The sequence below is a fragment of the Pseudoxanthomonas sp. X-1 genome (assembly GCF_020042665.1).
GTDB lineage: Bacteria > Pseudomonadota > Gammaproteobacteria > Xanthomonadales > Xanthomonadaceae > Pseudoxanthomonas_A > Pseudoxanthomonas_A spadix_A.
On sequence record NZ_CP083376.1, the window covers coordinates 3,759,054 to 3,771,554 of the forward strand.

The 12,501-nt window shown below is 70.0% G+C and carries 11 protein-coding genes and 1 pseudogene; 8 read left to right on the forward strand and 4 right to left on the reverse strand.

Features of this window, described 5'->3' with window-relative positions; genetic code table 11:
• Positions 1-29: 29 nt before the first annotated feature.
• A complete protein-coding gene (locus tag LAJ50_RS16920; RefSeq protein WP_138654720.1) occupies positions 30-2,858 on the forward strand; it encodes a valine--tRNA ligase in 2,829 nt (942 codons plus the stop codon).
• A 300-nt stretch (positions 2,859-3,158) separates the two neighbouring features.
• Positions 3,159-3,986, forward strand: coding sequence for an EamA family transporter (locus LAJ50_RS16925; protein WP_138654722.1), 828 nt, complete (start codon positions 3,159-3,161; stop codon positions 3,984-3,986).
• Between the two features lie 198 nt (positions 3,987-4,184).
• On the opposite strand, the gene rimI is transcribed toward LAJ50_RS16925, so the two are convergent.
• Genes rimI through pssA form a run of 3 tightly spaced genes read right to left on the reverse strand, consistent with a single transcriptional unit; the run spans position 4,185 to position 5,904 of the window.
• Entirely contained in the window at positions 4,185-4,640 is a 456-nt protein-coding gene (gene rimI, locus LAJ50_RS16930; protein WP_171044662.1) for a ribosomal protein S18-alanine N-acetyltransferase, read from the reverse strand.
• Positions 4,641-4,681: 41 nt separating this feature from the next.
• Positions 4,682-5,131, reverse strand: coding sequence for an alanine acetyltransferase (locus LAJ50_RS16935; protein ID WP_224096357.1), 450 nt, complete (start codon positions 5,129-5,131; stop codon positions 4,682-4,684).
• Entirely contained in the window at positions 5,128-5,904 is a 777-nt protein-coding gene (gene pssA, locus LAJ50_RS16940) for a CDP-diacylglycerol--serine O-phosphatidyltransferase (protein ID WP_130550252.1), read from the reverse strand. Before pssA ends, LAJ50_RS16935 begins: the two co-directional genes overlap by 4 nt.
• A 140-nt stretch (positions 5,905-6,044) precedes the next feature.
• Here pssA and LAJ50_RS16945 point away from each other — a divergent pair, with 140 nt between their 5' ends.
• The 4 genes and pseudogenes from LAJ50_RS16945 to LAJ50_RS16960 all read left to right on the forward strand — a co-directional run.
• Positions 6,045-6,467: a DUF4124 domain-containing protein gene (locus LAJ50_RS16945; protein WP_138653333.1), complete on the forward strand. Its 423-nt coding sequence runs from the start codon at positions 6,045-6,047 to the stop codon at positions 6,465-6,467.
• Positions 6,468-6,596: 129 nt separating this feature from the next.
• Complete coding sequence (locus LAJ50_RS16950) at positions 6,597-6,725, forward strand: DUF4124 domain-containing protein (protein WP_138653335.1); 129 nt, start codon at positions 6,597-6,599, stop codon at positions 6,723-6,725.
• Between the two features lie 58 nt (positions 6,726-6,783).
• A complete protein-coding gene (locus tag LAJ50_RS16955) occupies positions 6,784-8,481 on the forward strand; it encodes a proline--tRNA ligase (protein ID WP_138653336.1) in 1,698 nt (565 codons plus the stop codon).
• A 168-nt stretch (positions 8,482-8,649) separates the two neighbouring features.
• A pseudogene (locus tag LAJ50_RS16960) lies at positions 8,650-9,009 on the forward strand (H-NS histone family protein); the annotation flags it as partial.
• An 86-nt stretch (positions 9,010-9,095) separates the two neighbouring features.
• On the opposite strand, the gene LAJ50_RS16965 reads toward LAJ50_RS16960, so the two are convergent.
• On the reverse strand, positions 9,096-10,334 hold the full coding sequence (locus LAJ50_RS16965; RefSeq protein ID WP_130550256.1) for a threonine/serine exporter family protein: 1,239 nt from the start codon (positions 10,332-10,334) through the stop codon (positions 9,096-9,098).
• A gap of 109 nt (positions 10,335-10,443) precedes the next feature.
• On the opposite strand from LAJ50_RS16965, the gene LAJ50_RS16970 reads away from it, so the two are divergent.
• Positions 10,444-11,337 carry a DMT family transporter gene (locus tag LAJ50_RS16970; protein WP_138653340.1) on the forward strand — a complete coding sequence of 298 codons (894 nt, stop codon included), beginning with the start codon at positions 10,444-10,446 and terminating at the stop codon, positions 11,335-11,337.
• Positions 11,334-12,452 (forward strand): ABC transporter permease, encoded by a 1,119-nt coding sequence (locus LAJ50_RS16975; protein WP_130550258.1) that lies wholly within the window; start codon positions 11,334-11,336, stop codon positions 12,450-12,452. The genes LAJ50_RS16970 and LAJ50_RS16975 overlap by 4 nt, the downstream gene beginning before the upstream one ends.
• Positions 12,453-12,501 lie beyond the last annotated feature (49 nt).

Sequence of the window (12,501 nt, forward strand, 5' to 3'; positions counted from 1 at the left end):
CCCCATTTCCGATTCCCGATGTCCCGCCTATGACCACCCTCGCCTCCAGCTACGACCCGAAAGCCTTCGAAGCGCGCCTGTACGCGCAGTGGGAAGCCGACGGCGCGTTCAAGCCCTCCGGCACCGGCACGCCGTACACCATCCTGCTGCCGCCGCCCAACGTCACCGGCACGCTGCACATGGGCCACGCGTTCCAGCAGACGCTGATGGACGCGCTGGTGCGCTACCACCGCATGCGCGGCTTCGACGCGCTGTGGCAGGTGGGCACCGACCACGCCGGCATCGCCACCGAGATGGTGGTCAGCCGCAACCTGGCGCTGGAGGGCAAGGGCGAAACGCGCGATTCGCTGGGCCGCGAGGGCTTCATCGCCAAGGTCTGGGAATGGAAGCAGCAGTCCGGCGACACCATCGAGCGCCAGATGCGCCGGCTCGGCACCTCGGCCGACTGGTCGCGCAGCACCTTCACCATGGACCCGCAGCCCTCGGCGGCGGTGACCGAGGCCTTCGTGCGCTGGTACGAGCAGGGCCTGATCTACCGCGGCCAGCGCCTGGTCAACTGGGACCCGGTGCTGAAGACGGCGATCTCCGACCTGGAGGTGGAGAACGTCGAGGAAGACGGCTTTTTGTGGTCGATCCGCTATCCGCTGGCCGATGGCGCCACCTACGAGCACGTCGAGGTGGACGCCGACGGCCAGGAGACCCTGCGCGAGTTCCGCGACTACCTGGTGGTGGCCACCACGCGCCCGGAGACCATGCTCGGCGATACGGCGGTGATGATCCATCCGGAGGATCCGCGCTACGCCGGGCTGATCGGCAAGGCGGTGGCGCTGCCGCTGAGCGAGCGCACCATCCCGGTGATCGGCGACGACTACGTGGATCGCGACTTCGGCACCGGCGTGGTCAAGGTGACCCCGGCGCACGACTTCAACGACTACCAGGTCGGCGTGCGCCACGCGCTGCCGATGATCAACCTGTTTACGCCCACCGCCGCGCTCAACGAGAACGCGCCGCACAAGTACCAGGGCCTGGACCGTTACGCCGCGCGCAAGGCGGTGCTGGCCGACCTGGAGGCGCTCGGCCTGCTGGTGGAGACCAAGCCGCACAAGCTGCAGGTGCCGCGCGGCGACCGCACCGGCCAGGTGATCGAGCCCTACCTGACCGACCAGTGGTTCGTGAGGATGGACGGGCTGGCCAAGCGCGGCCTGGAACTGGTCGAATCCGGCCAGATCCGCTTTGTCCCGCCGAACTGGATCAACACCTACCGCCACTGGATGGAGAACATCCAGGACTGGTGCATCAGCCGCCAGCTGTGGTGGGGCCATCGCATCCCGGCGTGGTTCGACGCGGCCGGCAAGTACTACGTGGGCCGCGACGAGGCGCAGGTGCGCGCCGAGCACGACCTGGGCGACGAGGTGGTGCTGACCCAGGACAGCGACGTGCTGGAGACCTGGTTCTCCTCGCAGCTGTGGCCGTTCTCCACGCTGGGCTGGCCCGAAGAGCAGGCGATGGAGCAGCGCGGCTTCGATCGCTACCTGCCCTCGGACGTGCTGGTCACGGGCTTCGACATCATCTTCTTCTGGGTGGCGCGCATGGTCATGGCCACCGACAGTTTCACCGGCAGGATTCCGTTCCGCGACGTCTACATGACCGGCCTGATCCGCGACGCGCAGGGCCAGAAGATGTCCAAGTCCAAGGGCAACGTGCTCGACCCGCTGGACATCATCGACGGCATCGCGCTGGAGGATCTGGTCGCCAAGCGCACCAGCGGGCTGATGCAGCCGCGCCTGGCCGAGAAGATCGAGAAGGCCACGCGCAAGGAGTTCCCCGACGGCATCGCCGCCCACGGCGCCGATGCGCTGCGCTTCACCATCGCCGCGCTGGCCACGCACGGACGCGACATCAAGTTCGACCTGGGCCGCGCGGAGGGCTACAAGAACTTCTGCAACAAGCTGTGGAACGCCACGCGCTTCGTGCTGATGAACACCGAGGGCGCGCAGTTCGCCGGCGCCCCGCAGCCGGTCACCGACGCGGAAAAGTGGATCCTGGCCGGCCTGGCGCGCGTGTCCGGCGAGGCCGCCGAGCACTTCGCCAGCTACCGCTTCGACCTGCTGGCGCAGTGCCTGTACGAGTTCGCCTGGAACCAGTTCTGCGACTGGTTCGTCGAGCTGGCCAAGCCCGCGCTGAGCGGCGCGGCGGACGCGGCCGCCGCCGACAGCACCCGCCACACCCTGCTCTATGTGCTCGAGCAGCTGCTGCGCCTGCTGCATCCGCTGGCGCCGTTCGTCACCGAGGAGCTGTGGCAGCAGGTCGCCCCGCGCGTGGGCGTGGCCGGCCGCACCATCTCGCTGCAGGCCTATCCCATCGCGCAGGCGCTTGCCGCGTCCGGCTACGCCGGTGCCGAGGCCGACGTGGAATGGCTGAAGGCCATCATCAGCGCCCTGCGCCGCGTGCGCAGCGAGCTGCAGGTCTCCCCGGGCAAGAGCGTGCGTCTGCTGCTGCAGGCCGGCGACGCGCAGGACCGCGCGCGCGTGGCGCGCTTCGACTCGCAGCTGCGCTTCCTGCTCCGGCTCGAGTCGATCGACTGGCTGGACGGCGCCGATGCGCCGGCCTCGGCCGCCGCGGTGGTGGGCGAGTTGCGCCTGCTGGTGCCGCTGGAAGGCCTGGTCGACCTGGACGCCGAGCGCGCGCGCCTGGACAAGGAGATCGCCCGGGTCGCCGGCGAGCGCGAGAAGAGCGAGGCCAAGCTGGCCAAGTTCAGCGACAAGGTGCCGGCGGCAGTGGTCGAACAGGAGCGCGTGCGCCTGGCCGACTGGACCGCGCAGCTGACGGCCCTGCAGGAGCAGCGCGCCAAGCTGTGATCCTGCGGCGGCGCCTTGCGGGAGTCTGGTGCGAGCCTGCCGATCGCTTGAAGCGGGCCTGCTAGCGGCTTGAGGTAAGCCTGCTAGCTGCTTGATGTGGGCCTGCTGATTGCTTGATGCGAGGCTGCCGATAGCTCGAGGTGAGCCTGCTGATAGCTCGAGATGAGGCTGGTGGTAGCTTGGTGGGAGCCGGCATGCCGGCGATAGGGCTTTCCCGGTAAAGCCTCATCGCCGGCATGCCGGCTCCCACCCAGCCTCACCTCACCCAGCCTCACTCCCATCTCCGCTTCAGGCCTGCCCATGCCGCTTAGCGTCTTCTGCCTGGTGCTGTTCGCCGCGCTGATGCATGCGGGCTGGAACGCCCTCGTCAAGGGCGCGCCGGACAAGCTGCTGACCACCGTGCTGGTGTCCGGCTTCGCCGCGCTGATCGCGGCCTGCGCGCTGCCCTTCCTGCCCGCGCCGGCCGCGGCGAGCTGGCCGTTCCTGTTGGTCTCGCCTCTGCTGCAGGCGCTGTACTTCGCCCTGGTGGCGCGCTGCTATCACGTGGCCGACATGAGCCAGGCGTATCCGCTGATGCGCGGCGCCGCACCGCTGCTGGTGGCCGTCGTCGGCGTGCTGTGGCTGGGCGAACATCCCGCACCGCGCGCCTGGCTGGGCATCGCAGTGGTGTGCGCCGGGGTGCTGGCGATGGCGCTGGGCAGCGGTCGCCTGCACCACGCCGCCCTGCCCCTGCTCAATGCCGCGGTGATCGCAGGCTACACGCTGCTGGATGCCGCCGGCGCGCGCCGTTCCGCCCATCCCCTGAGCTATACGCTGTGGCTGTTCGCGCTGACCGCCCTGCCGCTGCTGGCCTGGGCGCTGCTGGCGCGGCGCATGGCCTTTCTCGCCTACCTGCGCGGCAACGTCGCGCGCGGCCTGGCGGGCGGGATAGGCACGCTGCTGTCCTACAGCCTGGCGCTGTGGGCGATGACCCGCGCACCGGTCGCGCTGGTGGCGGCCCTGCGCGAAAGCGCGATCGTGTTCGGCCTGGGCATCTCGGTGCTGCTGCTCAAGGAGCGCCCGCCGCGGGCGCGCCTGCTCGCCGCGGGTGTGATCGCGCTGGGTGTGGCGATGCTGCGGCTGGCTTGAGCAAGCCGGCATGGCACCAAGGATTTTGTGGGAGCAACGGTCTCTCAGATCGAGTCGCAGCCTTCTTGTAGAGCGGAGCTTTTGGCCTTTTTGGCCAATGGCGGCGATGGGGCTTTACCGGTAGAGCCTCATTGCCGCCATGGCGGCTCCCAGGAATCATTTCCGCTTTCGATCAGCCGCGCGACACAGAGGCACCGCCTACAGCGGCGGCATGCGGTCGATCTCGCCGTCGATCAGTTCGATCGCCATGACGATGGCGTCCTCGCGCCCGTCCCTGGCCGGGTAGTAGCGCGGGCGGCGGCCGATCTCGTTGAAGCCTTCGCTGTGATACAGCGCGATGGCATGCGGGTTGGACGGGCGCACTTCCAGGAACACCCGCTCGGCGCGGCGCTCGCGCGCGCCCTGCACCAGCGCGCGCAGCAGCTGGCGACCCAGGCCGCGGCCCTGGCGCTCGGGCGCCACGCAGACATTGAGGATGTGCGCCTCGTCGGCGGCCAGGCTGATCACGCCATAGCCGATGGCCAGACCGTGCTCGACCAGCAACCAGGCCGGATAGCCGGCCGCCAGGCAGTCGCGGAAGATGCCGCGCGTCCACGGGAAGGGATAGGCGCGCTGCTCGATCGCCATGACCGCGTCCAGATCCGCCTCGCGCATCGGCCGCAGGCTGGCGGCGCCGGAGTCGGACTGGACCGCGCTCACGGCGGGCCCTTGCGGCGCAGCGCGCGCAGCTGCGGCCACAGCGCCCGCTTGGCCGCCGCGTTGCCACGCAGGCTCGCGCTGTCCGGCCAGGCGGCCATGATCGCCGCGGCCTCGGGCGTGTTGGGGTTCAGGCCGGAGGCGCGCAGCAGTTCGATCCGCAGGCGGTCCGGCAGCAGCGATCCGCGCGCCGGCGGACGGCGCGGCGCGACCGGAGCGCTGTCGGTGGCCATGGCGGGCGGCGGACGGCGCGGCGGCGTGGAGGGCGCAGGCGGCGGGGCCGCCTCGCGCGTGGGCTGCGTCGGCGGACGGCGCACGGGCGCGGCCGGCGCGTCCAAGGCCGGCGCCCCCGCCGCGACCAGTTGGCCCGGCACCCACACGGTATGGCCGAGCGCGCGCAGCCAGGCGTGCTGCTCGCCGGTCCACAGCGGGCTGCCGGCTTCGCTCACGCCGCCGGCTCCCGGCGCCCCCGGCGTTGCAGCGCCCACATCACCGGCCCCGACAGCGCGTACAGCACGCCGATCACGCACAGCGTCCGCGGCAGGTCGACCACCAGGATGGCGATCACCACCGGCACCAGCACCACCAGCAGGAACGGGATCCGGTCGGCCTTGGCGCCGCCCTTGCCGCTGCCCTTGAAGCTCCAGAAGCGGATGCGGCTGACCATCAGCAGCGCCGCCACGATGGTCACGCCCAGCGCCACGTAACGCAGCTGCTCGCCGGTCCAGTCCAGCTTGCCGTCGGCGAAGGCCCACACGAAGGACATCATCAGCCCCGCGGCCGCCGGGCTGGCCAGGCCGACGAACCAGCGCTTGTCGACCGTGCCGACCTGGGTATTGAACCGCGCCAGGCGCAGCGCCGCGCAGGCCGCGTAGAGGAAGGCCACCGCCCAGCCGACCCGGCCGATGATCTCCCCGTCCAGCTTCAGCGCCGACAGCGACCAGTGGTACATCACCAGCGCCGGGGCCATGCCGAAGCTGACCAGGTCGGCGAGCGAGTCGTACTGCACGCCGAACTCGCTGCTGGTACCGGTCAGGCGCGCCACGCGGCCATCGATGCCGTCCATCAGCGCGGCGACGAACACGGCGATCGCCGCGGAAACGAACTCGCCATTGGAGGCGGCGATGATCGCGTAGAAGCCGGAGAACAGACCGGCGGTGGTGAACAGGTTCGGCAGCAGATACATGCCGCGCGCGCGGGTGGGCTGGGGAAGCGGGTCCATCCCCACAGTTTAGAGGGTGTCATGCGCTTTGCGATGGGCCGCCCGGGCCGTCGCACCGCCGTTGCGGCGCTTGCCACTGCGGTCCGGGGGTGCTGCAATCGCCGCCATCCCCCGCCCGCCCCGCCCTCCCGGAGCCCGCCATGCGTCTGCCCACCTGCCTGATCCTGTCGGCCCTGCTGGCGGCGCCGCTGGCCCACGCCCAGAGCATGTACCAGTGGAAGGACGCCCAGGGCGTGACCCACTACTCGGACACGCCACCGCCCAAGAGCAACCTGCAGGGCCGGCAGATCAACCCGGCCGACGCCATGGCGCGCGGCGAGGCCCCGGCCAGCGCCAAGGCGGCCCCGGCCGAGAATGCGCAGTGCACCACCGCGCGCCTGAACCAGCGCATCCTGTCCAACAACACCCCGGTGCGTCAGGCCGGCGCCGACGGCAAGCCGGGCGCGCTCCTGACCGACAGCGAGCGCGCCAGCCAGCGCGAGCTGGCCGAAGCGGCGGTCAAGGCCTACTGCACGCCGAGCGCCGCCAAGGCCGAGGGCAGCGCCCGCCCGCCGGGCGCCTGAGCGGCGATGCGGGTCGTCTGGGCGGTCCTGGCGCTGCTGCTGCTCGGCGGCGGCCTGGCCTGGTGATTCGGCCACCCGGCACGCCACGTCTCCAGGGCGGAGGAAGCGCGCGGCGCGCCGCCGCCTTCGCTGTACCGCTGGCACGACGCCGACGGCGTGCTGCACATCACCGATCGTCCGCCGCCGGCCGGCACGGCTTACGAACGCATCCCGCTGGACCGCGACAGCGGCGCCAGCCGCGTGACCGCGCCGCGCTGATCGGCGCGCACGCCGCGCAGCTGGCAAAATGGCGGCTTTCCGCCAGCGATACCTCACGATGCGCCTGTCGCAGTTCCACCTCCGCACCACCAAGGAAACCCCCAACGACGCCGAGCTGGTCAGCCACCAGCTGATGCTGCGCGCGGGCATGATCCGCAAGCTGGCCTCGGGCCTGTACACCTGGTCGCCGCTGGGCCTGCGCGTGCTGCGCAAGGTCGAGGCGATCGTGCGGGAGGAAATGGACCGCGCCGGGGCGATCGAGCTGCTGATGCCGACCATCCAGCCGCGCGAGCTGTGGGAGGAGTCCGGGCGCTGGGCCAAGTTCGGCCCGCAGCTGCTGAAGATCAAGGACCGCAAGGAGCAGGAGTTCTGCTACGCCCCCACCGCCGAGGAAGTGATCACCGACTTCGCCCGTAACGAGCTGTCCAGCTACAAGCAGCTGCCGGTGAACTTCTACCAGATCCAGACCAAGTTCCGCGACGAGATCCGGCCGCGTTTCGGCGTGATGCGTTCGCGCGAGTTCCTGATGAAGGATGCGTATTCCTTCCATCTGCATGCCGACGATCTGGTGCGCGAGTACCGCAACATGCATGCGGCCTATACGCGCATCTTCACGCGGCTGGGGCTGGAGTTCCGCGCGGTGCTGGCCGACTCCGGCGCCATCGGCGGCGATGCCTCGCAGGAGTTCCACGTGCTGGCCGGCTCGGGCGAGGACGCGCTGGCCTTCTCCACGGCCTCGGATTACGCGGCCAATGTCGAGGCCGCCGTCGCGGCCGAGCCCGCGCCGCGCCCGGCCGGGTCCGAGGCACTGCGCCGCGTCGACACGCCCACGCAGAAGACCTGCGAGGAGGTGGCCGCGCTGCTGGGCATCGCGCTGCAGCGCACGGTCAAGTCGATCGCCACCATGACCGATGACGGCTTCGTGCTGGCGCTGGTGCGCGGCGACCACGAGGTCAACGAGATCAAGCTGGGCAAGGTCGCCGGCATGGCCGGCTATCGCATGGCCACCGAGGCGGAGATTCTCGAACACCTCGGCAGCCAGCCCGGCTTCCTCGGTCCGGTCAAGCCGGCCAGGGCCATCCGCGTGATCGCCGACCGCGAGGTGGCCGCGCTGGCCGACTTCGTCGTCGGCGCCAACGAGGCCGGCTTCCATATCGCCGGGGTCAACTGGGGCCGCGACCTGCCCGAGCCCGACGCGGTGGCCGACATCCGCAACGTGGTCGAGGGCGACCTGGCCGCCGACGGCGGGCAGATCAAGCTCGCGCGCGGCATCGAGGTCGGCCACATCTTCCAGCTCGGCAAGCAGTACGCCCAGGCCCTGGGCGCCACCGTGCTGGACGAGACCGGCAAGGCGGCGGTGATGTCGATGGGCTGCTACGGCATCGGCGTCTCGCGCATCGTCGCCGCGGCGATCGAACAGAACCACGACGCCAACGGCATCATCTGGCCGACCGCGATGGCGCCCTGGCAGGTGGCCGTGTGCATGATCAACCCGAAGGGCGATGCCGCGGTGACCGAGGCGGCGCAGTCGCTGCTGGGCGAGCTGCAGGCGGCCGGCTTCGACGCCGTGCTCGACGACCGCGGCCTGCGCCCCGGCGCGATGTTCGCCGACATCGAACTGATCGGCATCCCGCACCGGGTGGTGGTCTCCGAGCGCGGCGTGGCCGCCGGCACCTTCGAATACCGCGCGCGCCGCGCCGAGGCGGCCGAAAACCTGGACAAGGCCGCCCTGCTCGAACGCCTGCGCGCGGGTTGATCGGCGCGGGAATCTCCCGCCATGGAATCGACAAGGCCGGCGCATGCCGGCTTTGTCATATTGACGAATAATAAAAAACATTTGTCATCGATAACCCGATTGGATTAGGATCGGTCCGCTTTCGCCAAGGATGGGCATGGTTATCCCTTCCCTTTCCGGAGTTATTCGATGTCGATTGATCTGTCCGGCCTGTCGGCCAAAGAACTGGCCTCGCTGATCAGCCAGGCCCAGAAACGCCAGACCGTGATTTCCAAGCGCACGCCGATCACCAAGGTACGTGCCCGTATTCTGAAGTTCGCCAAGGCCGAGGGTTACACCATCGAGGAACTGTTCGGCGGCGGCAGCGCCGCGCCGACCCGGGGCAAGGCCGCCAAGAAGGCCCCGACCGCCGGGCGCAAGCTGGGCAAGGTCGCGCCGAAGTACCGCAACCCGGCCAACAGCAAGGAAACCTGGACCGGCCGCGGCAAGCAGCCGCGCTGGCTGGCCGCGCTGGTGGCCAGCGGCAAGAAGGTCGAGGATTTCCTGATCAAGTCCGGCAAGAAATAATCCGGGCGTCAGTGGCATAAACAAAAACGCCGGCATGCCGGCGTTTTTGTTTTCATGCGCGGCACGCGCTATAGCGCCTTGCGCGCGGAAACCAGCAGATTGCCGAACAGCAGGCCGGCCACCAGCGCCATCAGGATCTGCAGCACCACCAGCAGGGTCGAATCCGGGCTGCTCTCGCCGCTGGCCAGGTTCATCAGCACGCGCAGGCTGGCGCTGCCCGGGACCAGCATGATGATGCCGGGCAGCCGGATCAGCGCGCCGGGCCGGTTGTAATAGCGCGCGAACGCATTGCCCAGCGCGGTCATGACCAGCGCCGACAGGAACAGCCCGACCTCGCTGCCCCAGGCTTTGCCGGCATAGCGCGAGATCAAATAGCCGCAGATCGCAGCGCCCATCACCCACAGATAATCGCGGCGATGGGCCTTGAACAGCACCGCGAAGGCGAAGGCGCTGATCACCAGTGCGCCCCATTCCACCCAGTCCGGCTGCGGCCGCAGCGCGCGCACCTCCGGGTACAGGCCCAGCATCTGCGCCAGGGTGACGGCGATGATGCTGCCCACGGTCAGCTTGATCACCGTGGTGACCGCGCCGGCGAAGCGCGCCGTGCCCGAGACCCAGTGCTGGCTGGTGAGCTCGTTGAAGGCGTTGGTCAGGCTCATGCCCGGCAGCAGCACGACCAGCGCGGTGATGATCACCGAGTTGAGGTTCAGCGGACCGACCAGGTTGGAGATCAGGATCGCCACCAGGCCGGCCACCAGCGAGGCGATGGCATCGCTGGCCTCGCGCAGCTGCGGGCGCCGGTCGGTCAGCTGGGACACCACGCCGATCAGCAGGCCGATCAGCGTGGCGGTGCCGATGTCCAGCCACGGCAGCCGCCACAGCCCGGCCACGCCGCCGGCGGCCAGGCCATAGGCCAGGATCTGCATCAGGCGGAAACCGCGGGTGGGTAGCTGGTCCAGCGCCCGCAATGCGGCATGGCCCTCGGCCAGGCTCATCTGGCCGCCGGCCACCGCGTCGGCGATGCGGTCGGCCTCGCTGAGCTTGTACAGATCGTTCTCGCCCGGCGCCAGGCGGATCACGCGGGTGGTGTCGCTGGCCCCCAGCGCACGCTTGGGATCGCTGAAGCTCAGGATCATGCCGGTCGGGTTGGACCAGGGCTCGCAGTCCAGCCCCAGCTGCGCCGACAGGGCCAGGATGCTGCCCTCCAGGCGCTGGGCGGTGGTGCCGTAGCGATGCAGGCGCGCGGCGATCTCGCAGACAAAGGCGATGCGCTGGGCGTAGGTGGCGGGCGCGGGAGGACGGGACATCGACACGGCTTCGGGAGTTGACGCCTAGTGTAGGCGGGGGCGCGCGTTCTCCTACACTGATGGGCTGCTCCTTTCGCGACCGCGTGCCCATGCCGCTTCCCTGCTTGCCATGAACATCGGTCTGGGCGAAGCCATGGCGCTGGGCAGCGCGGCGACCTGGGCGTTCGGGGTGATCCTGGCCCGGCAGCTGGGTCGTGCCCTGCCGCCGCCGACGCTGAACCTGTTCAAGAACGGCCTGGTGCTGCTGGCGCTGACGCCGCTGGCGCTGGTCTCCACCCATGGCCAGCTGCCCAGCCTGGGCACCGGTGCGCTGCTGCTGACGCTGGCCAGCGGGATCATGGGCATCGCCGTGGCCGACACGCTGTACTTCCGCGCGCTCAACGAACTGGGCGCCGGGCGCATGGGCGTGGTCGGCAACCTCTACAGCCCGCTGGTGCTGCTGATGGGCTATGCGTTTCTGGGCGAGCGGCTGGGCCCGTGGCAGTGGCTGGGTTTCGCGCTGGTGGCGGGCGGCGTGCTGCTGATCGCGCGGCCGTCGGCACAGTGGCAGACCCCGCCGACCCATGCGCTGCGCGGGGTGCTGATCGGTGCGGCGTCGATCGCGCTCATGGCCGTGTCGATCGTGATGCTCAAGCGCGTGCTGGAGGCGCACTCGCTGCTGTGGATCACCCTGCTGCGCTTGCTCGGCGCCGTGGCCGGCCTGCTGGTCCTGGCGGCGTGGCCGCGCACGCGCGTGCATTTCCGCTTCGATCCCGGCCCGGTGCCGTGGGGCCGGCTGGTGCTGGCGGCGCTGTGCGGACAGGGCCTGTCGATGGTGCTGTGGCTGGGCGGCTACAAGTACGCGCCGGCGGCGGTGGCGGCGATCCTCAACGAGTCGGCCTCTGTCTTTTTGGTCATCCTGGGCGCGCTGTGGCTGCGCGAACCGCTGGACCGGCGGGCCCTGGTCGGCGTGACCCTGACCTTCACCGGCATAGCCTGTATGCTCGCCGCCAGACCGCCATGACCACGCCCGCCCCGACACAGCCCGAGGTCCGCATCGACCCGGCCGAGCCCACGCGGGCCCGGTTGCTGGGCAACTGGACGCTGGCCTGTGCCCTGGACGTGGGGCGCCAGCTCACCGCGATCCCCGCCGAGGCGCAGACGCTGGATGCCACCGGGGTGTCGCGGCTGGATTCGGCCGGCGTACTGGCGCTGCTGCGCTACGCCAGCCGCAACCAGCTTCCGCTCGAGAACCTCCTGTTCCGCCAGGACCACCAGGCGCTGGTGTCCAGCATCGAGGACGTGGTCGACGACCGGCCCAGGAAGAAGCGCGACTACGGCTTCCTGGCCGCGCTGGCGCGCCTGGGCTACCAGGTCCAGCAGAACGGCCGGGCGATCATGTCACTGGTCAGCTTCACCGGCGAGAACCTGGTCAAGCTGATGCGCATCGTGCACGAGCCGCACCGCCTGCGCCTGACGTCCACCGTGCACCACATGGAACAGGTCGGCCTGGACGCGGTGCCGCTGGTGGCGCTGCTGTCCTATCTGGTCGGCGCGGTGATCGCGTTCCTGGGCTCGACGATCCTGCGCGACTTCGGCGCGCAGATCTACGTGGTCGAGCTGGTCTCGATCGCCACCCTGCGCGAGCTGGCGCCGCTGATGACCGCGATCGTGGTGGCCGGCCGCACCGCCAGTTCGTTCACCGCCCAGATCGGCGCGATGAAGAGCCGCGAAGAGGTCGATGCGATCCGCACCCTCGGCCTGGACCCGATCGACCTGCTGGTGATCCCGCGACTGCTCGCGCTGCTGTTCACCCTGCCGCTGCTGACTTTCGTGGCGATGATGGCCGGCCTGGCCGGCGGCGTGACGGTCGGCGCCTTCGACCTCAACATCCCGCCGCAGATGTATCTGGCGCGCCTGCACGACACGATCGAACTGCGGCACATGCTGGTGGGGCTGGTGAAGGTGCCGGTGTTCGCCATGGTGATCGGCCTGATCGGCTGCCTGGAAGGCATGCAGGTACAGGGCACGGCGCAGTCGGTGGGCGAGCGCACCACCTCCAGTGTGGTGCAGACGATCTCGCTGGTGATCGTGATCGACGCCTTCGCCGCGCTGTGGTTCATGCAGGTGGGCTGGTGAACGCGCTCGCCGCCACGCCCGCGCCTGACGATGCGCAACAGGACGGGCA

Coding starts and splice junctions, on each gene's coding strand:
- LAJ50_RS16925 (WP_138654722.1), top strand. CDS start 3,159: ATGCCGCTTAGCGTCTTCTGCCTGGTGCTGTTCGCCGCGCTGATGCAT.
- LAJ50_RS16945 (WP_138653333.1), top strand. CDS start 6,045: ATGCGTCTGCCCACCTGCCTGATCCTGTCGGCCCTGCTGGCGGCGCCG.
- LAJ50_RS16975 (WP_130550258.1), top strand. CDS start 11,334: ATGACCACGCCCGCCCCGACACAGCCCGAGGTCCGCATCGACCCGGCC.
- LAJ50_RS16955 (WP_138653336.1), top strand. CDS start 6,784: ATGCGCCTGTCGCAGTTCCACCTCCGCACCACCAAGGAAACCCCCAAC.
- LAJ50_RS16965 (WP_130550256.1), bottom strand. CDS start 10,334: ATGTCCCGTCCTCCCGCGCCCGCCACCTACGCCCAGCGCATCGCCTTT.
- pssA (WP_130550252.1), bottom strand. CDS start 5,904: ATGGACCCGCTTCCCCAGCCCACCCGCGCGCGCGGCATGTATCTGCTG.
- LAJ50_RS16920 (WP_138654720.1), top strand. CDS start 30: ATGACCACCCTCGCCTCCAGCTACGACCCGAAAGCCTTCGAAGCGCGC.
- LAJ50_RS16970 (WP_138653340.1), top strand. CDS start 10,444: ATGAACATCGGTCTGGGCGAAGCCATGGCGCTGGGCAGCGCGGCGACC.
- rimI (WP_171044662.1), bottom strand. CDS start 4,640: ATGCGCGAGGCGGATCTGGACGCGGTCATGGCGATCGAGCAGCGCGCC.